This is a genomic window from Bacteroides faecium (assembly GCF_012113595.1).
Taxonomy (GTDB): Bacteria; Bacteroidota; Bacteroidia; order Bacteroidales; family Bacteroidaceae; genus Bacteroides; species Bacteroides faecium.
Map to the genome: position 1 here is coordinate 3,825,953 of NZ_CP050831.1, position 26,849 is coordinate 3,852,801.

At 42.9% G+C, this 26,849-nt stretch carries 31 protein-coding genes and 1 tRNA gene; 14 read left to right on the forward strand and 18 right to left on the reverse strand.

Annotated features, from left to right (window positions below):
* Positions 1–282 precede the first annotated feature (282 nt).
* From BacF7301_RS13845 to BacF7301_RS13865, 5 genes are all read left to right on the forward strand, one after another.
* On the forward strand, positions 283–1,842 hold the full coding sequence (locus BacF7301_RS13845) for an ATP-binding protein (protein WP_167963696.1): 1,560 nt from the start codon (positions 283–285) through the stop codon (positions 1,840–1,842).
* A 31-nt stretch (positions 1,843–1,873) separates the two neighbouring features.
* On the forward strand, positions 1,874–2,437 hold the full coding sequence (locus BacF7301_RS13850; protein WP_167963698.1) for a Crp/Fnr family transcriptional regulator: 564 nt from the start codon (positions 1,874–1,876) through the stop codon (positions 2,435–2,437).
* Between the two features lie 97 nt (positions 2,438–2,534).
* A complete protein-coding gene (locus tag BacF7301_RS13855; RefSeq protein ID WP_167963700.1) occupies positions 2,535–3,707 on the forward strand; it encodes an acyltransferase family protein in 1,173 nt (390 codons plus the stop codon).
* 157 nt (positions 3,708–3,864) lie between these two features.
* Positions 3,865–4,311: a PepSY-like domain-containing protein gene (locus BacF7301_RS13860; RefSeq protein WP_022139573.1), complete on the forward strand. Its 447-nt coding sequence runs from the start codon at positions 3,865–3,867 to the stop codon at positions 4,309–4,311.
* Positions 4,312–4,352: 41 nt separating this feature from the next.
* Positions 4,353–4,856 (forward strand): PepSY-like domain-containing protein, encoded by a 504-nt coding sequence (locus tag BacF7301_RS13865; RefSeq protein ID WP_167963702.1) that lies wholly within the window; start codon positions 4,353–4,355, stop codon positions 4,854–4,856.
* Between the two features lie 83 nt (positions 4,857–4,939).
* Here the strand turns inward: BacF7301_RS13865 and BacF7301_RS13870 are convergent, their stop codons facing one another.
* The 3 genes from BacF7301_RS13870 to BacF7301_RS13880 form a co-directional block, all read right to left on the reverse strand.
* Complete coding sequence (locus tag BacF7301_RS13870) at positions 4,940–6,148, reverse strand: L-serine ammonia-lyase (RefSeq protein ID WP_167963704.1); 1,209 nt, start codon at positions 6,146–6,148, stop codon at positions 4,940–4,942.
* A gap of 19 nt (positions 6,149–6,167) precedes the next feature.
* Positions 6,168–7,220 (reverse strand): magnesium/cobalt transporter CorA, encoded by a 1,053-nt coding sequence (gene corA, locus BacF7301_RS13875; RefSeq protein ID WP_167963706.1) that lies wholly within the window; start codon positions 7,218–7,220, stop codon positions 6,168–6,170.
* Positions 7,221–7,306: 86 nt separating this feature from the next.
* On the reverse strand, positions 7,307–9,808 hold the full coding sequence (locus tag BacF7301_RS13880; RefSeq protein ID WP_167963708.1) for an endonuclease MutS2: 2,502 nt from the start codon (positions 9,806–9,808) through the stop codon (positions 7,307–7,309).
* 133 nt (positions 9,809–9,941) lie between these two features.
* On the opposite strand from BacF7301_RS13880, the gene BacF7301_RS13885 reads away from it, so the two are divergent.
* The 9 genes from BacF7301_RS13885 (at position 9,942) to BacF7301_RS13925 (ending at position 14,984) form a co-directional block, all read left to right on the forward strand.
* A tRNA-Ser gene (locus tag BacF7301_RS13885) sits at positions 9,942–10,026 on the forward strand.
* A gap of 274 nt (positions 10,027–10,300) precedes the next feature.
* Entirely contained in the window at positions 10,301–11,533 is a 1,233-nt protein-coding gene (locus BacF7301_RS13890; protein ID WP_011107088.1) for a site-specific integrase, read from the forward strand.
* 76 nt (positions 11,534–11,609) lie between these two features.
* Positions 11,610–12,116: an ORF6N domain-containing protein gene (locus BacF7301_RS13895; protein ID WP_167963710.1), complete on the forward strand. Its 507-nt coding sequence runs from the start codon at positions 11,610–11,612 to the stop codon at positions 12,114–12,116.
* Between the two features lie 258 nt (positions 12,117–12,374).
* Entirely contained in the window at positions 12,375–12,827 is a 453-nt protein-coding gene (locus tag BacF7301_RS13900; RefSeq protein WP_117981696.1) for a JAB domain-containing protein, read from the forward strand.
* A 298-nt stretch (positions 12,828–13,125) separates the two neighbouring features.
* Positions 13,126–13,659, forward strand: coding sequence for an antirestriction protein ArdA (locus tag BacF7301_RS13905; RefSeq protein WP_167963712.1), 534 nt, complete (start codon positions 13,126–13,128; stop codon positions 13,657–13,659).
* Positions 13,660–13,702: 43 nt separating this feature from the next.
* Positions 13,703–13,915 (forward strand): hypothetical protein, encoded by a 213-nt coding sequence (locus BacF7301_RS13910; protein ID WP_048693430.1) that lies wholly within the window; start codon positions 13,703–13,705, stop codon positions 13,913–13,915.
* Between the two features lie 24 nt (positions 13,916–13,939).
* Positions 13,940–14,155 carry a DUF3873 domain-containing protein gene (locus BacF7301_RS13915; protein WP_007483934.1) on the forward strand — a complete coding sequence of 72 codons (216 nt, stop codon included), beginning with the start codon at positions 13,940–13,942 and terminating at the stop codon, positions 14,153–14,155.
* Positions 14,156–14,174: 19 nt separating this feature from the next.
* On the forward strand, positions 14,175–14,654 hold the full coding sequence (locus BacF7301_RS13920) for a DUF7258 domain-containing protein (protein WP_048693436.1): 480 nt from the start codon (positions 14,175–14,177) through the stop codon (positions 14,652–14,654).
* A 141-nt stretch (positions 14,655–14,795) separates the two neighbouring features.
* Positions 14,796–14,984, forward strand: a complete 189-nt coding sequence (locus BacF7301_RS13925; RefSeq protein WP_048693439.1) for a hypothetical protein — start codon at positions 14,796–14,798, stop codon at positions 14,982–14,984.
* Between the two features lie 74 nt (positions 14,985–15,058).
* Here BacF7301_RS13925 and BacF7301_RS25830 read toward each other — a convergent pair whose 3' ends face one another.
* The 15 genes from BacF7301_RS25830 to BacF7301_RS14000 form a co-directional block, all read right to left on the reverse strand.
* The gene (locus BacF7301_RS25830) at positions 15,059–15,883 is read right to left on the reverse strand and encodes a 30S ribosomal protein THX (RefSeq protein ID WP_048693441.1); all 825 of its coding nucleotides are present in this window, start codon (positions 15,881–15,883) and stop codon (positions 15,059–15,061) included.
* A gap of 192 nt (positions 15,884–16,075) precedes the next feature.
* Positions 16,076–16,525: a DUF3872 domain-containing protein gene (locus BacF7301_RS13935; protein ID WP_048693444.1), complete on the reverse strand. Its 450-nt coding sequence runs from the start codon at positions 16,523–16,525 to the stop codon at positions 16,076–16,078.
* Positions 16,526–16,546: 21 nt separating this feature from the next.
* The gene (locus tag BacF7301_RS13940) at positions 16,547–17,125 is read right to left on the reverse strand and encodes a conjugal transfer protein TraO (RefSeq protein WP_048693606.1); all 579 of its coding nucleotides are present in this window, start codon (positions 17,123–17,125) and stop codon (positions 16,547–16,549) included.
* Between the two features lie 2 nt (positions 17,126–17,127).
* Complete coding sequence (traN, locus tag BacF7301_RS13945; RefSeq protein ID WP_048693446.1) at positions 17,128–18,036, reverse strand: conjugative transposon protein TraN; 909 nt, start codon at positions 18,034–18,036, stop codon at positions 17,128–17,130.
* Between the two features lie 33 nt (positions 18,037–18,069).
* Entirely contained in the window at positions 18,070–19,455 is a 1,386-nt protein-coding gene (gene traM / locus BacF7301_RS13950) for a conjugative transposon protein TraM (protein ID WP_048693449.1), read from the reverse strand.
* Positions 19,430–19,735: a TraL conjugative transposon family protein gene (locus BacF7301_RS13955; protein ID WP_007665549.1), complete on the reverse strand. Its 306-nt coding sequence runs from the start codon at positions 19,733–19,735 to the stop codon at positions 19,430–19,432. The genes traM and BacF7301_RS13955 overlap by 26 nt, the downstream gene beginning before the upstream one ends.
* Positions 19,736–19,738: 3 nt before the next feature.
* Complete coding sequence (gene traK, locus BacF7301_RS13960; RefSeq protein ID WP_015532621.1) at positions 19,739–20,362, reverse strand: conjugative transposon protein TraK; 624 nt, start codon at positions 20,360–20,362, stop codon at positions 19,739–19,741.
* Between the two features lie 12 nt (positions 20,363–20,374).
* Positions 20,375–21,400: a conjugative transposon protein TraJ gene (traJ, locus tag BacF7301_RS13965; RefSeq protein ID WP_048693459.1), complete on the reverse strand. Its 1,026-nt coding sequence runs from the start codon at positions 21,398–21,400 to the stop codon at positions 20,375–20,377.
* A gap of 19 nt (positions 21,401–21,419) precedes the next feature.
* Positions 21,420–22,049: a DUF4141 domain-containing protein gene (locus tag BacF7301_RS13970; protein WP_080979785.1), complete on the reverse strand. Its 630-nt coding sequence runs from the start codon at positions 22,047–22,049 to the stop codon at positions 21,420–21,422.
* A gap of 4 nt (positions 22,050–22,053) precedes the next feature.
* Complete coding sequence (locus BacF7301_RS13975) at positions 22,054–22,410, reverse strand: DUF3876 domain-containing protein (RefSeq protein ID WP_048693466.1); 357 nt, start codon at positions 22,408–22,410, stop codon at positions 22,054–22,056.
* 28 nt (positions 22,411–22,438) lie between these two features.
* Positions 22,439–24,943 (reverse strand): TraG family conjugative transposon ATPase, encoded by a 2,505-nt coding sequence (locus tag BacF7301_RS13980; RefSeq protein ID WP_167963714.1) that lies wholly within the window; start codon positions 24,941–24,943, stop codon positions 22,439–22,441.
* A complete protein-coding gene (locus tag BacF7301_RS13985) occupies positions 24,940–25,266 on the reverse strand; it encodes a DUF4133 domain-containing protein (protein WP_032529744.1) in 327 nt (108 codons plus the stop codon). The genes BacF7301_RS13980 and BacF7301_RS13985 overlap by 4 nt, the downstream gene beginning before the upstream one ends.
* Before the next feature lie 11 nt (positions 25,267–25,277).
* Positions 25,278–25,574: a DUF4134 domain-containing protein gene (locus BacF7301_RS13990; protein WP_011107106.1), complete on the reverse strand. Its 297-nt coding sequence runs from the start codon at positions 25,572–25,574 to the stop codon at positions 25,278–25,280.
* Between the two features lie 164 nt (positions 25,575–25,738).
* Complete coding sequence (locus tag BacF7301_RS13995) at positions 25,739–26,410, reverse strand: hypothetical protein (RefSeq protein ID WP_167963716.1); 672 nt, start codon at positions 26,408–26,410, stop codon at positions 25,739–25,741.
* Position 26,411: 1 nt separating this feature from the next.
* Entirely contained in the window at positions 26,412–26,849 is a 438-nt protein-coding gene (locus BacF7301_RS14000) for a DUF3408 domain-containing protein (protein WP_048693481.1), read from the reverse strand.

The following is a 26,849-nucleotide window of genomic DNA, read 5'->3' on the forward strand; positions in this document are numbered from 1 at the left end:
GTCGGGGCATTTATTATAATGCAAGAGAATATGTGGAAGAATATTAAAGAAATATGTAGGTCCCTGAACTCATGATATATTCATGAATTCCCTGCATTATATGAGTTGGGAAGAATACAGCGGTATATTCCTGACTTATCCCCTCATATTGGTGTAAAAACTGATATGTGTTTGTATGTGAAATATATCAACTGTCTGTGAAGATAGTTGATATATTTGTTTTAGGGGGTATATCGGTAGAATTCGATATTTTTTCGTAGCTTTGTGACAAAGATTACTGATATGGAAGATTTGCAAAGATTATATCCCATTGGGATACAGACATTCTCGAAGATACGCGAGGATAATTTTCTCTATATTGATAAAACGGAATATGTTTACCGGATGACACATTCTGCTTCTAGCTATATGTTCTTGAGTCGTCCACGACGTTTCGGTAAGTCACTGTTGACTTCTACATTGCATAGCTATTTTTCCGGTTGTAGAGAGCTATTCCGTGGGCTGGTTATGGAGAAATTGGAGAAGGAGTGGACTGAATATCCGGTGTTGCATTTTGATATGAGTACGGCCAAGCATGTGGATAAGGAGCAACTGTTGCAAGAATTAAATCTGAAACTTGCTGATTATGAGTCCTTCTATGGAAAGGATGAGGACGAAGTTAATCCTAATCAACGTCTGATGGGGTTGATCAAGCGTGCTTACAAACAGACTGGCAAAAAAGTAGTTGTTCTTATTGACGAATACGATGCTCCTTTGCTTGATGTGATGCATGAACGGGAGAACCTTGGCGTGTTGCGTAATATAATGCGCAATTTTTATAGCCCTTTGAAGGCTTGTGACCCCTATCTTCGTTATGTATTCCTGACTGGTATTACTAAATTCTCCCAACTTAGTATCTTTAGCGAATTGAATAACATTAAGAATGTTAGTATGGATGAGCCTTATGCCGCTATTTGTGGCATTACGCAAGATGAGATGCTTACCCAAATGAAAGATGATATAGAGCAGTTGGCGAGAAAAATGGATGTCGGGTTTGAAGAAGTAGTTGTGAAGTTGAAAGAAAACTACGACGGTTATCATTTCACTTATCCATCTCCTGATGTATATAATCCATTTAGTTTGCTTAATGCTTTTGCTGATAGAAAATTTAATTCTTACTGGTTTAGCAGCGGCACGCCTACATATCTGTTAAAGATGTTGGATAAGTTTAACGTGGAACCTTCTGAAATAGGACGCAAGCAGGCAAAAGCTTCTGCTTTTGATGCTCCTACCGAAACGATGACTGCCATTACTCCATTACTATATCAGAGTGGTTATATCACAATTAAAGACTATGATAAGGAACTGGATATCTATACACTTGATATTCCCAATAAAGAAGTGCGATTAGGATTGATGGAGAGTCTTCTTCCTCATTATGTTGCCAATAATGCTGAGGAAGCTAATACTATGGTAGCTTATCTTTCACGTGATATCCGAAATGGTGATATGGATGCCGCATTGTGTCGTTTGCAGACATTCTTGTCTACTATTCCCCAATGTGACAATACGAAGTATGAAGGTCATTATCAGCAGAAGTTTTATGTCATATTCAGTTTATTGAACTTCTATGTAGACGTGGAAGTCCGTACTCCCCGCGGACGGGTAGATATGGTGCTGCGCACAAAGACTACATTATATGTGATGGAGTTGAAACTGGATAAAAATGCGGATATGGCGATGGAACAGATTGATTTGAAGAATTATCCGGAACGTTTTGCTTTGTGCGGATTACCTGTCGTGAAAGTGGCTGTCAATTTTGATAGCGAACGTTGTACGATAGGCGAGTGGTGGATAGAATAAGAATAATATATTGGATTCCTCTTCAAGTTCAATGAAAAACATCATTAGTAAAATCAGGCAAATTTATCCGGTTTCCGACGAAGCGCTTCAGGCATTGCAGGAGAATATGCAGGTCCGGTATTATCCCAAGAATACATATATAGTGCAGTCGGGAGTAACGGACCGTTTGGTTTATTTTATAGAAGAAGGTGTTGCCCGTTCCGTATTTCATCATAACGGGCAGGACACTACTACTTGGTTCAGCCAGGAAGGTGACGTAACTTTTGGTATGGATTCGTTGTATTACAAACAGCCGTCAATAGAGAGCATTGAAACTCTTACGGATTGTCAAATCTATGTTATCCATATCGATAAACTGAATGCCCTTTACGAAACATATATTGATATAGCCAATTGGGGAAGAATTTTGCATCAGGATGTAAACAAGGAACTAAGTCATATGTTTGTGGAAAGACTTCAGCTTTCGCCTGGAGAGAGATACGAACAGTTTAACCGGCGTTATCCCGGGCTGATAAATAGGGTGAAATTGAAGTATGTAGCCGCTTTTTTGGGTATTTCCATTTATACACTAAGCCGGGTGCGTGCTAAAAAATAGATATTCTCCGGTCTTTTTTGCTTTTGAGCAAAAGAACTTCGTTCGGCAAGCTGTATCTTTGCCATCTGAAAATATTAATTAAATAATAAAAAAACAGATGTCGAACATTTCTTCCTCAGCTTTTGCAGACACTAAAGCACATTATGATCTTCTTGACGGACTTCGTGGCGTGGCAGCCCTCATGGTTATATGGTATCATATATTTGAAGGCTACGCTTTTGCAGAAGTCACTAATTCCGCTGGTAGTGGTATGATTGAGACCTTCAATCACGGATACTTGGCCGTAGATTTTTTCTTTATCCTTTCGGGGTTCGTTATCGGTTATGCTTATGATGACCGTTGGGGTAAGAGCCTTACAATGAAGAATTTCTTTAAACGTCGTTTGATACGTCTTCATCCTATGGTAATCATGGGTGCTGTTCTGGGCGCTGTTACATTCTATCTTCAGGGGTGTGTGCAATGGGATGGAACACACGTTGCCATATCAATGGTGATGTTGTCACTTCTCTGTACGATATTCTTTATTCCTGCGATGCCGGGTGTGGGCTATGAAGTTCGCGGTAATGGTGAAATGTTTCCCTTGAACGGTCCTTGCTGGTCGTTGTTCTTTGAATATATAGGTAATATACTTTATGCTTTGTTTATTCGTCGTTTATCGAATAAGGCATTGACTGTACTTGTAGTATTGTTGGGAATTGCCTTGGCATTATTCGCTGTCTTCAATGTCTCCGGCTATGGAAATATAGGAGTAGGCTGGACATTGGACGGTGTGAACTTTTTAGGCGGCTCATTGAGAATGCTTTTTCCTTTCTCTCTGGGTATGCTTTTGTCGCGTAACTTCAAACCTGTTAAAATAAGGGGCGCATTTTGGATATGTACACTTATATTGATCGCTTTGTTTTCGGTGCCTTATCTGGAAGGTACGGAGCAGTTTTGTACCAACGGTGCTTATGAAGCATTTTGTGTGATCATAGCTTTCCCCATCCTTGTCTGGTTGGGAGCGTCGGGAACCACTACGGATAAAAAGTCAACTGTGATATGCAAGTTCCTGGGAGATATATCTTATCCGGTTTATGTGATCCATTATCCAATTATGTATTTGTTCTATGCATGGTTGATTAAAAATCAGCTCTACACTTTGGGAGAAACCTGGGAAGTTGCTTTATGCGTTTACGTCTTGAGTGTTGTATTGGCTTATCTATGCTTGAAACTGTATGATGAACCCATACGAAAATATCTGGCTAAACGCTTTCTGCATAAGAAATCATAATTTATAGTCCGGCTTTTGACAAGGCAAAGTAAAGGGAACGGTTAAAGAATACAAAAAATGAGCAAACTCATAGTATTCCTAAATCTTTCCAGAATCTGTATCGTTATTTGCAGTATAAAAACTAAGTATAGTATTAACGCTAAAAAGAATAACGATTATGAAGAAAATTCTATCTTTACTTGTGTTGGCTATTGTAGCCGTACAATTCTCATTCGCAACTGATGTGATAACGAAAGACATGAATCAATTGCCGCTTCCTGCACGCAATTTTATCAATCGTCATTTCACGAAGCCTGAAGTTGCTCAGATTAAGATTGATAAAGATTTGATGGAGTCTACCAAATACGAAGTGTTGTTGGTGGACGGTACGGAGATTGATTTTGATAGCAAAGGAAACTGGGAAGAAGTAAGTGCAAAGAAAGGACAGTCTGTTCCCGCAAGTATAATTCCGGGATTTGCTGTCGATTATCTGAAAGCGCATAATTTTGTAAGTGAGGGCGTGACGAAAGTCGAACGTGACCGTAAAGGATATGAAGTAGAATTATCTACGGGAGTTTCTTTCAAATTTGATAAAAAAGGAAAGTTTTTGAAGGCTGACGATTGATTGAATAATAGTAATAGATAAACCTAAACAAGAAGATAGCTATGTGGAAATTTAAGTTTGGCGCATGGGCGGTAGTGTTGATGATGACCGCCCTTTCGTTCAGCGCATGTAGTGACGATGACGATGATCCTGCCTTGGTGCCGCCCAGTAATATTACTGAGGCTTTGAAGCAACTGTATCCGGCTGCACAGAATATAGAATGGGAAATGAAAGGGGACTATTATGTGGCCGACTGCTGGGTGACCGGTGATGAACTGGATGTTTGGTTTGACGCCAACGCGAATTGGGTGATGACCGAGAATGAACTGGATAGCATCGACCAGTTGGTACCGGCAGTTTATACGGCTTTCCAAAATTCGGATTATAGTGCGTGGGTAGTAACGGATGTCTATGTATTGACGTATCCGCAGAATCCGACGGAATCCGTGATTCAGGTGAAACTGGGTAGTCAACGATATTCGCTTTATTTCTCACAGGAAGGTGGATTGCTGCATAAAAAAGATATCAGTAACGGAGATGATACCAATTGGCCGCCTACTGAATAGTTTTTCGATGAGAAACGAAGTGGTTTGAATAATAACAATAACGGGTTATTTCCTTGAAAGAAATAACCCGTTATTGTTTATAACTACATCTGTTGGTAATCTTTAGCCAATCCGCCTTCACTTGTTTCTTTGTAGAGTGACGGCAGGTCGTGTCCGGTCTGTTTCATGACTTGCACTACTTTGTCGAATGAGACGCGGTGCATACCATCTGTAAAAGATGAATAAATGTTGGCATCCAATGCACGAGCGGCGGCATAAGCATTACGTTCGATACAGGGAATTTGTACCAAGCCGCAGACAGGGTCGCAAGTCATACCCAAATGGTGTTCAAGTCCCATTTCGGCAGCATATTCGATCTGTGCTGGACTGCCACCGAATAATTGATTGGCAGCAGCCGAAGCCATGGCGCAGGCAACGCCTACTTCTCCCTGACAGCCTACTTCCGCACCGGAGATAGATGCATTGAATTTGACAATGTTTCCGATTAATCCGGCAGTAGCCAATGCGCGTAAGATACGCATATCGCTGAACTCGCGACTTTTTTGTAAATGATAAAGCACGGCAGGCATCACACCGCACGAACCGCAGGTCGGTGCGGTTACAATCTTTCCGCCGGAAGCATTCTCTTCACTTACTGCCAGGGCATATGAAAAGACAAGTCCTCTGGATTGGAGAGATTGCTTATAACCGGTGGCACGTATATAATAGGTGGAAGCTTTACGTCTCAGGTTTAGCGGTCCGGGCAATACGCCTTCCGCTTCCAGTCCGCGGTGGATTGCATCTTTCATGGTAGTCCATACCTCTGCCAGATAATCCCATATATCTTCATTCTCGCATTCCTTCACATATTCCCAATAACTTTTCCCGGTATGTTCGCACCATTGCAGTATTTCGGTCATATTGTTCATGCCATACACTTCCGGGCTTTCGATAGTCGGATTATCATTGTTTTCTGCTAACGCGCCGCCGCCTATGCTGTAGACAGTCCAATTCTCGGTTATCTTATTATTGGCATCAAGGGCGGCAAAAGTCATCCCGTTCGGATGGAAAGGCAGGAATACTTTGGGTTGCCATACGATTTCCACCGGAGCAGTAGGCTGCAGAGTATCTATGATAGCTACATCTGTCATGTGCCCTTTGCCCGTAGCGGCTAAACTGCCATAAAGAGTAACTTTGAAAGAAGCGGCATCCGGATGGCGTTCCAGAAACATTTCAGCAGCTTTACGTGGTCCCATTGTGTGGCTACTGGAAGGACCTGTGCCTATCCTATATAGCTCTTTGATTGATTTCATGACTGAAGGTGTGTTTTTATTAATACCAATTTTTCTTTTTGAAGAACAAATATACGATAATACCGATAATCCCCATCACAAACCAGGCAAATAAATAACCATAACGCCAATCCAGTTCGGGCATCCATTTATAGTTCATCCCCCATACTCCGGCTAAAAAGGTCAGAGGTATGAAAATGGTGGACACGATGGTCAGCCGTTTCATGATGTTGTTCATCCGTAAGTCATTATTGGAGATATAAAGGTCTACTAATGAAGAAAGCGTTTCCCGGCAGATTTCAATGGTTTGCAAGACAAACTGCAAGTGGTCGTTCACGTCATTGAAGAAAGCGCGGTTCACCTTATGAATGAGTAGGTTTTCTGCACGTAACAGTTTTACATATTGCTCTTTCAATGGAAGAATAGATTTCTTCATCAGCATATATTGGCGTCGGAGTGCCTGAATCTGGACACCGATGTCGTTTCCTTCGGTGATAGTGAGCAGTTCCTCTTCCAGGTCTTCGAGTGCGTCGTCAATGGAGGAGATGATCGAGATATAGTTTGCCATTACACTGTTCAGTAATACGCTAAGCAGGTAATCCGTCTGACGGCTACGTATTTTCAGGACATCGTTGCGCAGAGCAGAATTGACGTCATCGAAGAAGTCGGTTTCCTTTTCGAGGAAAGTAAGCACGTAATTGCTTCCGAGGATAATACATACCTGTTGTTGGAGCAATTCGTCCAGTTCGTCTTCCTCTTTATGCGTATTGGGGTAGAATAATTTTAGAATCAGGACAATATACTTGTCATGTTCTTCGATTTTGGTAGGGTGGTCAGAGTTCAGAATGTCCTGTAATACAAGGAAATCTATTTCAAAATGACTGCAAATTTCACGGATAGTTTCCGTATCTTTCAATCCGTGCACTTGCAACCAGTTGATTCGTGAATTGTCCAATGTATCTTTGACGGATTGAAATGTATCGCCGGAGTTTTCCTGCATCTCAGTAGTGTTGTACGTACAAAGATGGATGTGGGTAGGAGTCAGGCTGTCTCCGGTGTAAATAAGCTTTTCGCTTAACAGGTTATTTTTCATGCTTTATTCTCGTTTTAGAAAACCACCGTAGCAAAGGTAGTGGTTTTCTAAATGAGAACAAGTTCTTTAGACGTTTTGTTTACAGATTAGTCAAAATCGACTACCGTGATTCCGGCACCACCGAACTGAACATGTTCGTCAGCATAATGACTGACTCCCGGTACGGTGGACAGATATTGACGGATAAGAGTACGAAGTATTCCGGTTCCTGTGCCGTGGAGGATACGTACACGGTCCATGCCGACTAATATAGCGTCATCAACAAAATAAGTGACAGCTTGTAGTGCTTCGTCTCCACGCATTCCCCGGACATCGATGTCTTGTTTGAAACTAAGTTTCTTCTCATACATCTGGTCATGCGTCTGACTGCTGACAAAGGTGCTTTTGGCAATACCTTCCGTTTTTTGAACGGCATTACTACGTTCGAGACGGTCTAATTTTACGGTTGTCTTAATGCTTCCGAAAGCGACAGTCGCGTTTTTGCCGCTGATTTCCATCACCTGCCCGATGCTGGTCTGTCCCTTGATTTTTACATTTTCGCCAACTGCAATAGGGGTTGCTTTGGGAGTACTTGAAGGAGAGGAAGCTGCGACTTTCGGTTCGTTTTTCTTGTTCTTCTTCCGTTCCTGCTTCTCTTTCAGTTTCTCCATCTTTCGTACCATCTTCTCTTCCTGCTCTTTGGAAGCCAATGTATCCAGGGAAGTGCGGAAGTCGGTCAGTTCTTGACGTGCCAGGCGTGTCTTTTCCTTTTCGGCCTGTGCTTCCTTGATGGTACGAATCGTATTTTCAATGCGGGCATTCGATTCTTGCAACATTCGTTCCGCTTCTTCTTTTGCCTGCTTGATAATCTCTTTCCGTGATTTCTGCAATTCTTCTATTTCCGTCTGATAGCGGGTGATAGTCTCTTCCATATGCTTTTCCCGTTGGCGGATGGTTTGACGTTTGCCTTCCCAGTAACGCTTGTCGCGGACAATATCCTGGAGATATTTGTCGGCATTGATATACTCGCTTCCTACGATTTCCGAAGCATCGGCAATGACATCTTCCGGCAATCCGATTTTTCGGGCAATTTCTACGGCGAATGAACTTCCCGGATTTCCGATTTGCAGTTGGAAAAGCGCTTGCATCAGATGGCGGTCATAAAGCATAGCTCCGTTCACTACTCCTTCATGGTCTTCGGCAAAATGCTTCAGATTCTGATAGTGAGTGGTGATAACTCCGAATGTCCGCTTCTGATTGAAACGCTTCAATACGGCTTCGGCGATGGCGCCACCAATCTGTGGTTCCGTACCACCACCAAATTCATCAATCAGAATAAGGCTGCGTTCGTTACAGCTCTTCATCATAATCTTCATATTGGTCAGGTGAGAAGAGTAAGTACTCAGGTCGTCTTCGATGGACTGTTCATCACCGATATCAATAAAGATGCTGCTGAATATACCTGCATGACTGCGTTCGTGCAGAGGAATCAACATACCGCATTGCAACATATATTGTAGTAACCCGACTGTTTTCAGACAGACCGATTTACCGCCGGCATTCGGGCCGGATATAATAAGAATGCGCTGTTTCTGATTAAGTTCCATATCCAGCGGTACGACTTTCTTGCCATGCTTGGCTAGTGAAAGTTGTAGTAGCGGATGTACAGCCATCGTCCAATCCAGCAGTTGTTCATTTTCTACAGAAGGTTTCAGGCTATTCGTCTGTATCGCAAAATAACTTTTCGCACGGATAAAATCAACCTCTGCCAGGAACTCATACGATTGAAGAATTTCCGGGATAGACGGGCGGAGTATGTTTGAAAACTCGACGAGAATACGGATAATCTCGCGTCGTTCGTCTCCTTCGAGTTCGCGGATACGGTTATTGGCTTCTACCACTTCGGCAGGTTCTATAAATACTGTCTTTCCACTGGCGGATTCATCATGTACGATTCCTTTGATTTTTCGTTTCAATCCCGGTGCAACGGGGATTACCAAGCGGCCGTCGCGCATGGTGGGAGCTACGTCTTTATCCACATAGCCTTCGGACTGTGCATTACGCAGGATACTGTTCAAAGAGCGTGAGATACTTCCCATTGTGCTGGCAAGCTCACGGCGTATGCGGGCTAACTCAGTAGAAGCGTTATCCTTGATTTTACCATATTTATTAAGGATACCGTCTATCTTCCCGATTAGTTGTGGGAATACGGCAATATCTCCCGCCAGTCTTTTCAGACTAGGGTAGGGGGCATCGTTTTCTTCTTCATCTTCACTCCGGTGCAGAAAACGTACGATGTCTCGAATGGTTTCTAATGAACGCCGCAGGTCAAACAGTTCCTGCTCGTCCAGATACATGCCTTCTATCCGCACACGTTTCAGCGACGGGCGGACATCAAAGAAAAACTGGTCGGGAAATCCGTCCTCTTCCTGAATGATACGAACAAACTCAGTTACCTGGTTTAATTGCTCTTCTACTTCTTCATGTTGTTCGGAAAAGGTCATATCCATCACCCGCTCTTCACCTAAAGTGCTGAGACATTTATCTTTCAGTAACTGCCTGATCTGGTCGAATCCTATCTTTTGCTCAAAATTTTGAGGGTATATCATATCTTTGTTCTTACTAATGGTCTGCAAAAATACGATTTATTCGCGAAAAAAATATCAGATTGTTTGCAGATTTAAAAATGATTCGTACCTTTGCACCGCTTTCAACGGAAAGCACTTCTGATAAAGGAGTTTTGGAGAGGTGGCAGAGTGGTCGATTGCGGCGGTCTTGAAAACCGTTGTACTGCGAGGTACCGGGGGTTCGAATCCCTCCCTCTCCGCAGAACCTACTGGACAAAACTGGACAGTAAGTGGACAAAAACCTACAAATCAGCGATTTGTAGGTTTTTTTATTGCCTATAAGTCCTGTTTCCAAGACAACAAAAGGACTATAAAAGACATAGTTTCGTTACTAAATCGTTACCTATTCCCTACCAGACAAAAACGGTAACGATTTGTCCCGAAATGACCGCAGAAAGTCTGAATTTGTCCACCGTCTATCTATCTCACATTTAACAAGTTATTAGTAGTTTTGCAACTTAAAAATGTGAGGTTATGAAGAGTACATTTAAAGTCCTTTTCTATTTAAAGAAAGGCTCTGAAAAAAAGAACGGTGAAGTTATGATTATGGCAAGAATTACCATTGACGGTAAACTTTGCCAGTTCAGCACAAAACAAAGCATTTTGCCTGATAGCTGGAATATCGCAGCAGGAAAAGCCAAAGGTAAGGATGCAGGTAAAATCAATGCTTTATTAGATGATATAAAAGCATCCCTGAACAATATCTACCACGAACAACAACGGCGTGACAATTATGTAACAGCCGAAAAGGTGAAGAATGAATTTTTGGGACACAGTGAGAAACACGAAACCGTCCTTACCCTTTTCAAAAAGCATAATGATGATGTTAAGCAGTTGGTCGGCATATCTAAAACGATTGCTACCTACCGTAAATATGAAGTGACCCGCCGCCATCTTGCCGAGTTCATCCAAAGCAAATATAATGTATCGGATTTTGCGATAAATGAAATAACACCGATGTTCATTACAGACTTCGAGTTATATTTGCGTACTACCTGTAAATGTGGTTATAACACGACCGCCAAGTTCATGCAGTTTTTCAAACGTATCATCCTGATTGCCCGTAATAATGGCATTTTGATAGGCGACCCATTCGCCAGTTATAAAATACGTTTGGAAAAAGTGGATAGGGGTTACTTGTCAGAGGATGAAATAAAAATCATCCTTAAAAAGAAGATGGTTTCTGAACGGTTGGAAAACGTCAGGGACTTGTTTATCTTTTCCTGCTTCACTGGTTTGGCTTACATAGATGTTGCCAATCTTACGCAAGATAATATTCGTAAATCCTTTGACGGTAATTTATGGATAATCACCAAACGTCAAAAAACTAACACGGACGTAAATGTTCCTTTGCTGGATATTCCCAAAATGATATTGAAGAAGTATAAAGGTAATTTGCCTGATGGTAAGATACTTCCTGTAATCAGCAATCAGAAATTAAATGCGTATTTGAAAGAAATTGCGGATGTTTGCGGGATTAAAAAGAACTTGACATTTCACCTTGCGAGGCATACTTTTGCAACGACAACTACTCTTGCAAAAGGTGTACCCGTTGAAACTGTTAGTAAGATGCTGGGACACACCAATATAGAAACCACACAGATATACGCCCGCATTACCAATAACAAGATAAGTAACGATATGCAGGGACTTGACAAGAAATTTGTCGGCATTGAAAAAATCTACAAAGAAGTATCTATGAAATAGGTATATAGGGGAACTTATCACAAATTGTGATAAGTCCCTTTATGCTTCCAATTACTCACCATTAAATAATAACATTATGGACTTACAAATCATCCAAAACAAAATCTTTGAGGTCAGAGGTTGCCGGGTCATGCTCGATTTCCATTTGGCAGAACTTTATCAAGTTGAAACAAGAGCTTTGAAACAGGCAGTTAAAAGAAACTTATCCCGTTTTCCCAGTGACTTTGCTTTTCAGCTAACAAAGGATGAATGGCAGGGACTTATCACAAATTGTGATAAGTTCCCTGAAAATATCCGGCACACACCGACCTCGCCTCTCGCATTTTTGGAGCAGGGTGTCGCCATGCTTAGTAGTGTCTTACGCAGTCAGACTGCCATAGACGTGAATATTTCCATCATGCGTGCTTTCGTCCTCATGCGGCAAATGTCAATCGGTTACGAGGAACTTCTTAAACGCATCGAAGAACTGGAACAGAGTACGGATGCACAATTCAGCGAAGTGTACCAAGCATTGACCCAGTTATTAAGCAAACCCGAACCGAAGCCACGCAAACCGATAGGATATAGAACCTATGACGAATAACTGTTTAAGGTATTCGGTTGTCTAAGGGGTGTCACCAGTGATACCCCTTTTTCAGTTCCCTAAAGTAATGTATCTCAATCACAAATTTTAGCAAAGTTACGGCCCGGCGGGGACAAATACCAAATCCGAGCCGTTCCGGTTTTCTAAAAAATCTCCACACCTGCGGGTCGTATTTTTTGAAAAGATTAGGTTGAAGTCCCCGCCAAACTGTGGGTGTCCGGCAAAATTTCTTATTGTTTAATTTAAAATTCAAGTGTTATGAAAACAACAGAATTTACCATGCCGGAAATCACTATCTCTTATAAAGACAATGTAAAAGCATCCGAAAGAATGAAAATACTTTCTTCTCAAACTTCTTATTCTTACTTAAAACCTTTCTATTCCGAATGTATGGAACACCACGAAGAAAGTTATGTAATGTTCCTCAATCGGGCAAATAAGGCTTTAGGCGTTTCCCTTATCTCTAAAGGCGGCATGGCTGAAACAGTAATGGACGTGAAAATCATCCTGCAAACCGCCTTAAAAGTCCATGCTTCGGGCATAATCCTCTCACATAACCACCCATCGGGCAATCTACGTCCGAGTGAACCGGACAAGCAAATCACCTCAAAAATAAAAGAAGCCTGCAAGGTCTTGGATTTACACCTATTAGACCATATCATCTTGACAGAAGAAAGCTATTACAGTTTCACAGACGAGGGGCTTTTATAAGCCCTTTTTTTACTCTCTCATTACCCAATACAAAAAGCCTGATGGCTTTTACTTCTATCCTCTTAAACAAGAGAAAAATTTTCCCTAAAACTGATTGGAACATTGTCAAAGGTATATCCGTGCCTGTTACTGTTCAAATTATTTTTTAGAAATCTCCACACCTACGGGTAGTATTTCATAAATAATAATTTGCCCTGTACCATTCCCGAACCTTTGAAAAGACAATGTTCCCATTCAGTTAAAGGAAAAATTTATGTGGTGGGCGACAAGCGATGTAAACGATTAAAATTCAAAAGTCATGGAAGCGGTAACATTATCAGAAGCAAGAGTTTATGTAGGTACTTACAACAAGTATAACAGTGGTTCACTTTTCGGCAAGTGGTTAGACCTTTCCGATTATTCGGACAAGGACGAATTTATGGAAGCGTGCCGGGAACTGCACAAGGACGAGCAAGACCCGGAATTTATGTTTCAGGATTACGAGAATATCCCGGAAGCCCTGATTACCGAATGTTGGCTTTCCGATAAGTTCTTTGAGCTTCGGGATGCCATCGAGAAACTAAGCGAAACCGAGCAGGAAGCGTTTTTCGTATGGTGCGACCACCACAACAGCGATATAAGCGAAGAAGATGCGGACGACCTTATTTCTTCTTTTGAGGATGAATATCAGGGAGAATATAAAGACGAGGAAGATTACGCCTATGAAATCGTAGAGGAATGTTACGACCTGCCGGAGTTCGCAAAGACCTACTTTGATTATTCGGCTTTTGCCCGTGACCTGTTTATGACTGATTACTGGATGGATAACGGCTTTGTTTTCCGTTGCGCCTGATTACTAACCGGGTGGAGCAATCCACCCACAACACACCAAGACAATGAAAGTATATAATAAGATAACGACTTTTTTACGATGGTCTATATTGGCTTTTATCATCTATCAGGCAGCCACCAGCACCGCCGGAATGTGGATAGCCCTAATCATAGGCTTTTTTATTCTCCGGTTCGTTCTCCGGCTGTTTATATCCGCCGTTTACCTGTTTTGTATGGCTTTTATTTTCATTGTCCTGCTTTCACTTCTGATTATCTGACAACTCATTTTAAATTATAACAATATGGAAAGTTTAAACAAAAACGGGGTAAGCATTACCCAAACACCGGGAGAAGAAAAATATGTAAAATGCTGTTTAGGCGCATTTAGGGGTCAAATCTATTATCAATATGATTACCGCCATACAGACGGCGAACTGTTCAGCACCCTTGCCAAAACACTTGACGAGTGCCGCAAACGGCGGGATGAATGGATGGCGAAAAAAGAAAAGGTACAATAACAATTTAAAAGCTACATTTATGAAAACGACAGAAGTAAATAAAAGGATTATCGGCAGACGTTGCAAGTGCATATTTACGGGCTTACTGGTAACAGGTATTATTGAAGCCGTAGAAGAAAACGAACATTCCGTGCAGGTGAAAGTACGTTTTGACACGCCGCACCAATGGGGGGATGAACTTTATTCCTATGACTGGTCTTTCGGACGTAAGACGGACGGTTTCGGGTCTTTGAAATATTTGGAACTGTTGCCCGACGAAACGACATTCGATGCAATGATAGTTACTTTCGGCGACCCTATCGGCACACTGGACGGTATTTTTGAAGATGTGAAAACGTGGGGTGTCTGTTCCCTGAAAGGCTGGATAGATAGCTACGAAAGCACCCGTTTCACGTCCATAGACGTAGATAAGGCAGTTATAACGAGTGAATATAATATGGAATGTGTAAAAGAATGGTTGGAACATAACACACCCATAAAGGACATTATAATCGGTTAATGAAGAACGGCGGCATTTGCCGCCGCTACTTTCTTTCCGTGAGCCGAAGCGGAAAAAGAAAGATAGCAAAGAAACCTTTTTTATTCCTCTGATTTTCAAATTAAAACTTTATCTTTGAAAATAATTTTATAATAGACAATTATGGACAATATACAAGAACAGCAATTTGAAGTACAGTTTGAAGCAATCAAGACAGTGGTAAAAGCTAATGCGCCAACAAAAGAAGAAGGAGAACGGCGGGCAAAAATGCTTGATGAAGCAAAGTATAATACAAAAGCATATATTAATTTATTAGATATGTTTGGTATTCCATATCCGGGTAATTTGTAAAAAAGTAGTTAAAATTATATTTGTGGTTTTTCTCTAAAAAGCTTCTATTTTTTACGACAAAATGGTGCGTGATATTATTTTTTTATATAGCCTAATTGTTTCTTATTTGCAATAACTAAAATGTCAAATCTTTTATGATAACATAAATGACATAACACTATTATTGCTTGCTTTATGTCGTTTGTTTTTACTAATTCGCTATCGGAACCTATTTTTCCCAACTCTATCCTATATTTGAAAATATCTTTATGTCCTGAATATTGCCATTCAGAGTTTCTATTTAGAAAGTCTAATGCTATTTCCTCAAAATTGCTACTTAATTTCATATCTACTACATGTACATCAAATCCTTTAGGAAATACTTTTTTATATTTTTTATAGTACACGCCTTTGAAGTTTTTAATATGATTGGGAGATAATTTGTCTAAATCAAATTCTACCCCCTGTACATTTCCGCAAATATCAATAAATAATCCCTTTTCGTAGTCTTTTTTAGAAAGAATTGATTTAACGGCACTCTGTGTTATAGCATCCTGCATTTCATCATTTTCATTAGCTATTCCAATAAGATTTCGTAATTCTTGTTCGTTTTTGGAAAATTCGAGATTACATTTGTGACAACATGGAACAACAAATCTATTCTTTTTAAAATTATCACTATATCCTTCAAATAAACATTGTTGTGGAACATGGTCACGTGTTGCGCCATTATCAGGATAATATTTGTTTTTTGCCTGAAATTTAGCTGCCTCACTTCTCTTTAGTAGTGAAATGCCACAATATACACATTTTCTATTCGAGATATTTGTATTGTGTTTCTTCTTTTTCTGAGGTCTCCTAACACCATAAGACTTATTAAATATTTTACCTCTTTTACTCTTTATATCACCTTTTCCCATAATCAGTTGCTTTTTTGTACTTCAAAAATAAAATAAAAGTCTGATAATACATAATTTATCAGACTTTTATAGAGTTTTATCCCAGTATTTCACCCCATAGTTCCACATCGGTAGGGGCATTTTTCAGTTCAAATACAGTGTACCTCAAAAAGAGAGCGAGAAGTACAAGGTATGTAACTCATGTTTCCATTTTTATTCTTCCTGTTTTTCTTTACTGTTATCGTTATTGAACGAAAAGGTAAGCTGTTGTATCTCCCCGAAGCTATCCTGAAAATACACATCTACCGTTTGTTGGTCGGTCGATGCGGAAGTATAGTAAAGCCGGAATGTTTCGCCCGGAAGCGGGTACAGGTCATTCGGCAATAAAACCGTCCCATTGGACATTTTCAGCGTTCCCGCCCCGTCCGGCTGGAAATAGCGGATGAAATACTTTGTTTCCTCAAACCGCCCGTCCCGGTGAAGCTGGTACCTGATTTCGGCGGTTTCACCCACCTTTAATTTTTTCGGCACTGGCATCGTTTCGATACTAAACGGGTAAGACTGCTGTATATCCACATCGTCATTACACGCACCCACTAATAACAAGGCAACCATCATGTAGCACCCTGTTAGCATCTTATAAATTACATTTCTCATATACATTATATATAATAGGTTAGTTTATCACATTATAAATTTCAGTCCCACGCCAAACTGTGTGTGGAACTTTCCGACTGAAGAACCGAACAGGCATCTTTCCCTTGCGTTAATCAGGAACACCACCCGGTCGGTAATGTAACTCTCCAGTTCCAGCGTCAGCGCACCGCCATAGACAAAACCGTCCTTATCGGTCAGGGTCGAACCATCGGGCAGCAATTTATCGCCCCAGTTGCTTGTTTCGTACCCGGCAAGTGCGGACAATCCAAGCGAAAGAAAAAAGGTTTTCTTCCTATCTGAAAGGAAATTCAGATAGTAACCGCCCTCACCTGTAAACTGGCTTACGGGTATCTGTAAATCCTTATAGGGGTAATGCTTTTCGAGATATTCCCCGCCGACAACCCACCTGTTCCCGTTTTTGGTATAGGCACTCATGGCAGCCCCGAAGTAATAAGCGAAATCACTTTTACTGTTCCAGTGAACACCGTCCGCCATGCCGCCCGTAACCTGCAAGCCTTTCATTCCCGGCAGACATCTTTGTGCGTGTGCCTGGTTGAAAGTCAGGCACAGCACAAAAAGGGATATAATACAGCATATCCTTTTCATGTTCATTTGATTTTAAGTTCATTAATCACTTTGGCAGCCACAATGTCGGAGTTCTCCACCCGGATAGTTTGGTGTCTGCCCCCGTTCTTTTCTACCAGTTCGATAACTAATATCTTATCATCCGGGATAGTGAACTGTGGAACGGTGTACACGGTGCGGACTGTACTTTTACCACCGATAACCAGTATTTCGTTATAGCTCCGTACCGGGTCAATCACCGTTTCCTGAATAGCCGTTCTTTTGGCTACTTTCTTATCCACAATCTTGAAACGGATAAAGTCGGTATCAAACGGCACGTTTGAACTGTTCTTTGTTTGTGTGTGGAAGTAGAACAGCCCGTTATGCGAATAAATGCCCTTTACCAAGAACTGCACTCCGAACCGTTTGCATCCCAAATGCTTTATTTCCCGGTCATTGTTTTTGTAGATGGACTGCATAATCAGCTTTACCAAAAGCGGGCTTTCGTTACCCAGTTCACGGAAATAGATGTTCATCCGGGTATGGCTGAAATCCGTTGTGTCCTCATTCTCCAAGAAGTCTTTCATTTCGATGTTCAGCATTTCCGGTTCATGTGCGTACTTTGCATTAAAACTGTAAAAGCTACCATCCTCACAGATAACGGAAAAATTGGTTTCACCGGGAAAGCCCTCTGTTGTGGCTTTCACCCTGACAACATTTTCCGCCCCGTCCGCTTTTCCGGCAATAATGTAGTTACTGCCTAAGTCCACGTATTTAACGGCAGACGGGAAAATGATATGTACTGTTTTGGAGAACGTCACCTGTACACCGTAAGGTGTCACCATTTGGCGGTAAGGGAGCTTCTTTGTAATGCCTTGATACAAGTCATTACTTTGTGCTTTCATTGAAACCACGCCCAAAAGCAGGGCAAACATGATAATTAACTTTTTCATTTTGGATTGAAATTTTTATGGTTGATAAATAAATTACTGTTGTTTGGCGTAAAGCATTACCTGATAGTTCGCTTTCAGATGGACTTTTACCGTTCTGAATTTCTTGGCAAGGTATTGCGACCCACCTTGCATCAAACCCCTTGTAATATCCATTGCGACCTGCTGCCCGGCACTTTGCGCAAAGGAAATGCTCGTACCCAGCCCCGCACCGATATTCGCCATCGCTTCTTTTGCCGCTTCCTGTTCCAGTGACGAGGGGACGGAAAGCCCCTTTTGCCCGTCACTGTCGTAAACGGCAAGTTCCACCGGAATGATATTACCCGCATATTCGAGCGAGGAAACCAGTATGTCGAGCCGTTCCCCCTGCACTTTGGCACTTCCTGAAACAAGGCTGTTTTTCGGGACAATCACGTTCCCCGCTTGCAGTGGTTCTAACAGCCGGAGCTTGACGGTCTGCCCGTCCATAAGTGTTTGGTCGTTATGCACACACGCCCGGATAGTATTTTTCCCCATCGAATAACCACTGCCGACCGCCGTATTAAACCCGTAATTGCGTGGCTTGCTGTATTCGGCGATAAATTCGGCGTTGCTCATAGGCTGCTGTAATCCTGAAACCGTCCTGTCCGATACCGATTTTACAGGTGTGGCATTTCCACTTCCCTGAACAGGTGCGGACGGTGCGACCTGTGCAATCTGTCCCGGTTGCGGTGGTACGCTTTGCCCGTTCTGTCCGTTCATGTATTTTGCCGCCAGTTCGTAGGATTTTTCCATAAGAGCCACCTGTTCATCCATGCCGCCCGCACCGTTTTCTTTCGCATCGAGCCGGGCTGTGAGTTCTTTCACCTGACGTTTCAGTTCCTCTTTTTCCTTGTCCTCTTTCGGCGTTTCGTAGAAACTGCCTAACTGTCGGTTCATGTCCCGGTAAGCTGCCGCCGAAGATTGGATAGAGGAAGGGCTATTGTTAGGCGCACCCGCCCCGAAGTCTATTACATTGGTTTTCGGTTTTTCCGCCGGAGCATCATCTATCAGGGTCATTTCTTCCCCGTTCCCGTTTTCCTCTCCAAGCGAAAAGGCAAAATCCTGTAAGGAGCGCATTTTGTCCGCCTGTTTGTTCTCCATTTGCTCCTGTTCGTAGGCGGTCTTTTTATCGCTGATTATCCCGTCCCCTTTGGGTTGCGGAATATCGGCATTAAATCCGCCCACGTTTTCCACCTTTGCTTCGTCCTTATCGGACGGTGCGAAAATCAGGTACATAGACCCCAAGAAAACCAGTCCCATAAGCGGGTAAACCAGCATCTTCTTTCGCTGCTGTATCTGCTGCGGGGTCAGTTCTTTTTTTTCCTTTACCTGTTTTTCAGGTTCTTTCTTCCTGTCCGTTTCCGGTGCGGGAACTTCATTCTTCACTTCTTTTTCTTCCATTGTCTGACTGATTAAAAATGTTCGTACTGTCTTTACTTTGTAACTGCAACTGCCTGATGTGTTCTATCCGTATGGTTTCGCCATCCTCTTTTCCTATCCGGTAAATGGATGATACCGTAAAGTAGATGGATAGCCCGCCGAAGAACAGAAGCATAAGCAGTATGACTGCCAGCCTTATTTCCGGTGTCATGCGCCCGCACAGGTGGCGGAGTTTTTCATCCGCCCAGTCCTGCACATGGGTAATTGCCTGATTCACCGGAGAGAGAATTTTCCGTATCATGGCTTACCGCTTTATGGTGTTCAAGTCCTTGTTTTCCGTTATCTCGAAACTTTCCATCATAAAGCCGTGCGGGTTATTATCCGAGCGCACAGCGTTCAATAACCGGCAACGGGTGACAAGGCTTCTTTCCGTCACGCTGCTTTCACGGATAATCATTTGGCGGGCATAGGTAGCCACCGCATACGGGTACACATCGAAATTGCAAGAAACGCTGTCTATCTGTATGGTCTGGCTGATATTGCCCGAAATGATACGGTTGTAATATCCCTTTTCCGAGAGGTCACGGTAATAGTTAAATGCGCTCTTATCGGCGAGGAACAGCGACCGTTTGATATTGCTTTCGATAGCGTTCTTATCCGGTGACAATGTGAAAAACAGTTCGTGAAAACGCTTTACGTGTTCCCTTGCTTCGACCGGACGGTTTTGTGTCAGGTCTTGCGAAAGCGCAAGCATCAACGACTTGCCACCGTCCAGCACATAAATCTTCTGCCGTTGCGCTTCGGCAAACGTGTAGGAGTTCCAAACGGCATAACCCGTTATCAGGGTACACATAACGACAAACACAATCCCGAAAAGCCGTATCTGTTTGAAACTGGTTTCAATGTTCTTTAAACTTTTAAATTCCATCTTGATTTTTAATTATTGGTTACTTTTGATTAATTTACCGCCGACCCTGCCGCCAGCGTTTCCGGTTGCTGCTCCGGCTACTGCACCCACTCCGCTACCCGTTTTGTTAGCTGCACTGTTTATATTCCGGCTCATGTTACCCATTCCGCCCGCCTGAATAATCCAGTTCGATACGGTGGGGATGGTGAAGTAACCGATGATACCGATTATCATAAATATTATATAAACTGAATTGCTGCTATCGGGTACGAAATTGGGGTCTGATAGCTCCTGAATATCCTTTTGCAACATAAGCACCTGTATTCGGGCAAGAATGGAACTGAACAGGTCTGAAACGGGCAGCCACAGGTAAACGGAAATGTACCTTGTTATCCATTGGGTCAGTGTCGCCTGAAAGCCATCATATACACTGATGGCAAAGGCTATCGGACCCAGTATGGAAAGGACAATCAAGAAAAAGGTTCGGATAGTATCTATCACAAGGGCTGCCGATTGAAAAAGCAGTTCCAACAATTCCCTGAACCAATCCCGGACGGATTGCTTGATATTGTGGGCTGCCCTATCCATGTACATACCGCCCATTGTGGCAATATCTTTGGCAGACCATCCCAATTCGTCAATCTGTTTATCAAATGCTTCATCCGAAACAAGGTAAGCCGTTTCCGGATTGCGCACCATCGCTTCATATTCCAGTTTGTCCTTTTGTTCCCGGTAGGCGTTCATATCGAAAGTTTGCGTTTCGAGCATATTGTTACACCCCTTGACTACTGGCGACATCACGCTGTTAATCGTACCCAGTACGAATGTGGGAAAGAACATAATACAGAAACCAATCACAAAAGGACGGAGCAAAGGGTAAACGTCTATCGGTTCGGCACTGGCGAGCGACTGCCATACTTTGGCAGCCACATAAAACAAAGCCCCCAGTCCCGCTATTCCTTTGGCTACCCCCGCCATGTTTGCGCAAAGTGGCATCATATCCGTGTACAGACTTCGTAAAATCTGATGCAGATTATCAAATTCGATTGCTAATAACATATCTTTGATTTATTTGAAGTTACCAGTAACGTTCATCCGCCGAACCATAAAGAGCCATTACCCGGTCGGTGTCCTTTTTCTTTTTCGCCCGCAGGTAGGAAACGGAAATATTCTTGCGGGTATAGTAACTCACCAAATCCCGGTAGTTCCTGATGGAGTTATACGTCCGGTCGATAACGTCCATCCGTTCTTTATCCGACATGGAAAGCCCGTTGATGTTCACCACGCTTTTCATTTCTTCCAGCACATCGGAACTTTCCTGCAACAGTTGGGTATATCCGTAGGCGATGGCTGAAAGTTCGTCCGGCGTATAGTTTTCATCCGAAAGCATCTTCTGAAAACTGTTCACGTAGATGTCGGAAATCTCACCGATAAGCAGGATAGACTTTTGTACTTTCCGGGCATCTTTGACAAGGTTATGCACTGATTTAAGCATGTCGTAGTATTCCTTACCCTGTTGATAAATCTTTACCGTTTCCTGAAAATTCTTTATCATATTCTGTGCGGTCGAAGAAGTCTGAATGATGTTCTTTGACGCATTGATAATCCCTTGTGCCAAATTGCCGGGGTCACTCACCACCCACTGTGCGTTTACCTTTCCGGCAAACAGGCTGCATACTACGAGCAGCATTATAATCTTTGTTTTCATACGCTTACTTCTTTATTGGTTGGTTACTCCGTTTGTATTCTCCGCCGGGTGAAAGCAGAATCCGGTCATTCTCTTTGTCATAAGTCAGCAGGACGGACAACCCCGTTTCGATGAACAGGTTTCCGTCTTGTTCTGAAATCTGATAGGTTTCCGTTTGGATAGTTCCCCGGTAGGTCTTTCGATAGGTCGTTACCCGGTAATGCCCGTTTTCCTCAAAGAGAGAGAACGCAGGACGTTTTTTCACGCTTTCCCAGTCACCACACATCGCCCTAAGACGGTCGGTGTTTGTTTCCTTACAGGAAGAAAGCCCCAATAACAAAGTGCATAACAGCACCGGAAACAGGAATTTTAAATGTTTCATACTGAATGATTTTTAAATTGTTAATTGATTATTTTTCGGGATTGCGCTTGCTGAAAGCAAGCCGTTTGATAGCAAGTTCGAGATTACCGCCCAACTTTTCGGACAAGGCGAATAGTTCCATCTTTTCCGTTTCTTCGGTGGTGTATGTAAAATATTCTTCCAAACTCACTTCTGTGGCATATACGGCTGACTGTGTACCGCCTAAGCCTATCCAAACTTCCTTGTATTTTCTACCCGGATGATTGGCAAGGTTGATGGAAAGCACCTGTGAACGCTCTTTATCGGTCAGTCCCAAAAGGTTCTGTATGCTATCGAATTTATTAAGGTATTTCCTTTGGTCGAGCAGTATCTTACAATCAGAATTGTTTATAATACTCTCTTTTACAATGGGCGAGGAAATAATATCTTCGACCTCTTGCGTAACTACAATCGCTTCGCCGAAATACTTTCTAACTGTTTTATAGAGGTACTTAATATAGTCCGCCATGTTCGCCGATGCAATCGCTTTCCACGCTTCTTCTATCAATATTAATTTCCTGATACCCTTTAGTTTACGCATTTTGGAAATAAATACTTCCATGATGATAATCGTAGTAATCGGGAATAAAATTTTGTGGTCTTTGATATTATCCAACTCAAAGACAATGAAGCGTTTATGTAGCAAATCAAGCTCCTTGTCGGAGTTCAGCAGGTAATCATATTCACCCCCTTTGTAGTAAGGTTCTAATACATTCAGGAAATTGTCTATATCGAAATCCTTTTCCCGGACGTTCTTTTCTTGCAGGTGTTCCCGGTAATCGGTTTTCACATACTCGTAGAACGTATTGAAGCAGGGAGTAACCGAACTATCCTTAGTAATCAGTTCGATATAGGAACTTACGGCGTTTGATAAAGCCACTTCTTCCGCCCGTGTGGGTGCTTCATCGTCCCTTTTCCACAGGGTCAGGATAAGCGTTTTGATACTCTCTTTCTTTTCAATATCGAATACCCCATCTTCCACATAGAAAGGATTAAACGCTATCGGGTTTTCAGTGGTATAGGTAAAGTAAATCCCATCTTCCCCGTGCGTTTTCCTATTTATCATTTCACATAGACCTAAATAACTGTTTCCGGTATCAACCAGCAGGACGTGCGCATTTTGTTCGTAATATTGGCGCACCATGTGATTGGTGAAAAATGATTTACCGCTACCACTCGGCCCAAGTATAAACTTGTTGCGATTGGTAATGATACCTTTTTTCATGGGCAGGTCTGAAATATCAATGTGCAACGGCTTTCCCGTGACCCTATCCACCATCTTGATACCAAAGGGGGAAAGCGAACTTTTGTAGTTCGTTTCTTCGGTGAACAGGCAAAGAGCCTGTTCGATGAATGTATAGAAACTTTCTTCCGCCGGGAAATCCGCCTGATTGCCGGGTATTCCCGCCCAAAACAGGGTCGGCGTGTCGGTGGTGTTATGGCGTGGCTTGCACTCCATAAGTGCGAGCTGTGATCCCACATCATTTTTAATGTGCTTTAATTCGTCCCGGTCGTCACTCCAAGCCATGATATTACAATGACATCGCACGGAGATAAGCCCCTGTGAATGTGCTTCATTCAAATATTCCTCAATCCAAGACTTATTTATTTGATTGGCACGGCTGTATTTGGAAAGGGAGTGCATATTGCGAGCCATCTTTTCAAACTGTTTCAGGTTCTCTGTATGGTCGTCAATGAAGATGTACTGGTTATATATATGGTTACAGGAAAGCAACACGCCCACCGGAGAAGCAAAAGATAACCTGCAATCGCTCCGGTCGGTGGATAGCTTTTCATAGCGGGTATCAGTTCCCACCTTGCCCGGCATATCTTCCGCATCCGAAAGGGTATGCAGGCAAAGGATATTGTCGCCAATCTTCATTTCGTCAGCACCCAGTGAAATATCTTTCAATGTGGTGGTGTACGTTTGCGAGAGTGAAAAGTATTTCTCCACGATACCCGCCGTTTCCCTTGTTCCGGTGATTTCGTCCGAGTTCAGGCGGGTAAGGGTAATGAAACCGCTATCGTTCATAATGCTTTCAAACTGCCCCACCGCTTCGAGGAACTTTGTAACCGTTTCCTTGTCCTTTATCTCTTTGGGGACAAGGAAGCCCCGGCAAAGGGTGGAAAAATTACTCTGCATCCGGCTGCGTTCCTTTGTCGTTTTCGTCAGGAACAGGTAGCAGGTATGATTTAAGAACGGTCGTTCATTGAAATGCCGTTCAAAGGAACGGGAAAGGAAACTCAAATCAGCCTTTTGGATGTCAGGCGCATAGTTTTCTTTGATGAACCAGTCCTGTTTGTGTACGATGCTGTAATCAGGCAGCACCTTTACCGCCTTGTTCCAAGCGGAATGTATCGCTTCGTATTCGGCTGCCGTGACGGTGAACAGTTCGGGCAGTTCCACCCGGAACGCCACCGTTATGTCGGCATCTTTGGAAACGATACAGCCGTTTTCCACCGTGAACAGTGGAAACTTGTTTTCCAGCGTAGTAGCTTTTAATATATTTCTCATTTCGATGCTTGTTTTAAATGGAATAATCGGGATATGGCTTTTCGGTTGATGATATGGAAAGGGTGGCTTTTGCGTGCGGACAATTTCATTAACCCGTGTGTCCCGTACTTTTCATTTAACCGGAATGTGAGCCATACAAGCAGCGTTGCCGAAGTAACGCCGAAGATGATACACACCCACTGGTTAATGCCTACCATGTACATGATGATGAAAAGCACGAACAGGGCTAACAGCCCGCCCGCAAAAATGAAAAGATATTGACTTTTCAACCCTTTAAACTCAACTGGCTTGCCTATCCCCCTGTTAATCGGATAGTCTGCCATAGTCCATTTCTTTAGAGGAAGAATGAACGTAGGATAGTGGCAGCGACAATCAAAAAGATACAAGCACCAAACCAAGAAGCCGCCGTTTTACTGGTGTCAGGGTCGCCCGAAGAGAATTTTCCGTACACTTTTACGCCCCCGATAAGCCCAACCACTGCACCGATGGCGTAAATTAACTTTGTTGCCGGGTCGAAATAGCTCGTTACCATGTTGGTAGCTTCTGTAATACCCGCCATGCCGTTGCCCTGTGCGAACGTGGCGGATGCAGCCAATAGAGCGACTGCCGAAAAGAGAACTTTCTTTTTCATTATAAATACATTGATTTTTAAATTGCCGGACGGTTGGATAGTCCGCCCGACGAAGTGATTAATAATTGAATTTTTGTGGTTGCGGGGAGTATTCCCCGTTGATGCAAAGGTTTGTCCTAACCGTAATCTCTTTGTTTCATCATCTTATTATTTAAAGTTTACCATTAAAGAAAATCGTTCATGTCAAAATCTGCCATTTCATTACTTCCGGCAACCGGGACGGTGGCGGGCACGGGTATCTCATGCTTTTGTAAAAGTTCCGCCACCCGTGACCTGCCCCCGTTTATCTGCTCCACCAGCGAATGAAACAGGTTTGTTTCCGTCCGGCAGATGGTTTGAACGGCTTGCCGTTCCTCTGTGTCGGACGCTTGTTTTATCTGAATGACCTGAACCATTTGCCCCAGCTCACCCAGCGTGATACCCTGTGCCATTTCCGGCTCACCGTCACCCATGTAGCAGGCGATTTCTTCCGCTTCGATTTCATTCGGCAAAACGTCCGTTTCTTCCGCTTCAAATTCCATTTCAAATTCAGTATCAATCGCTTGCGCAGCAGGTGTTTCAGTTACCGTTTCATCGCTTTGCGGGACAAATATAGAAGCATTATCAACCCCTTTTGAAAGGTGTCCTAAGATGTCCCCGTTTGTCCTCATTTGTCCCATCCGGTAACGGCTTGCACCTACAAGACAATCACCGTTTCCGGCTTTCACGGTCGGTTTGCTTTTGGGCTGCTCCGGCTGCTTTTTTCCACCCGTGAACCATGTTCCCAAGCTATCCCTGTATCGCCATAAGAGAACGGCGTAATACAGGAGTGTTCCGATAATAAACCATTTCAACATATCAGAACGGCTTTTCAAATTTGCTTTCGTACAGTTCGTTTATCTCGTCCTGAAACTGGTCGAAATGCCGGAGCAGGATATTTTCTACATAGCTGCTCACGGTTGCCTTGCGTCCGCCGATAACGGTTACTATCTTCATTAGCTTTTCGTGTGTGGTACGGCTGACATATAACGGTTGTCGGTCGGTCAAGTCCACCCGCCCGAAATAGATTTCCCGGTAGTCGCCCGGAGTGTTCTTTTTCCGGCGGGCAGGTTCTTTCACCGCCTTTTCTTCCTTTGGTTCTGCCTTGATTTCTTCCTTATTCACAGTTTCCGGCTTATCCGGTGTTTCTACTGTTACCGATGGTGTTTCCTGTTTTTTCACGGGCAAACCCTGTGAAATAATCTCTTTCATAAAATCCTCGTCAATTTGCGGTTTCCCGCCGCTTTGCTTTGCCAT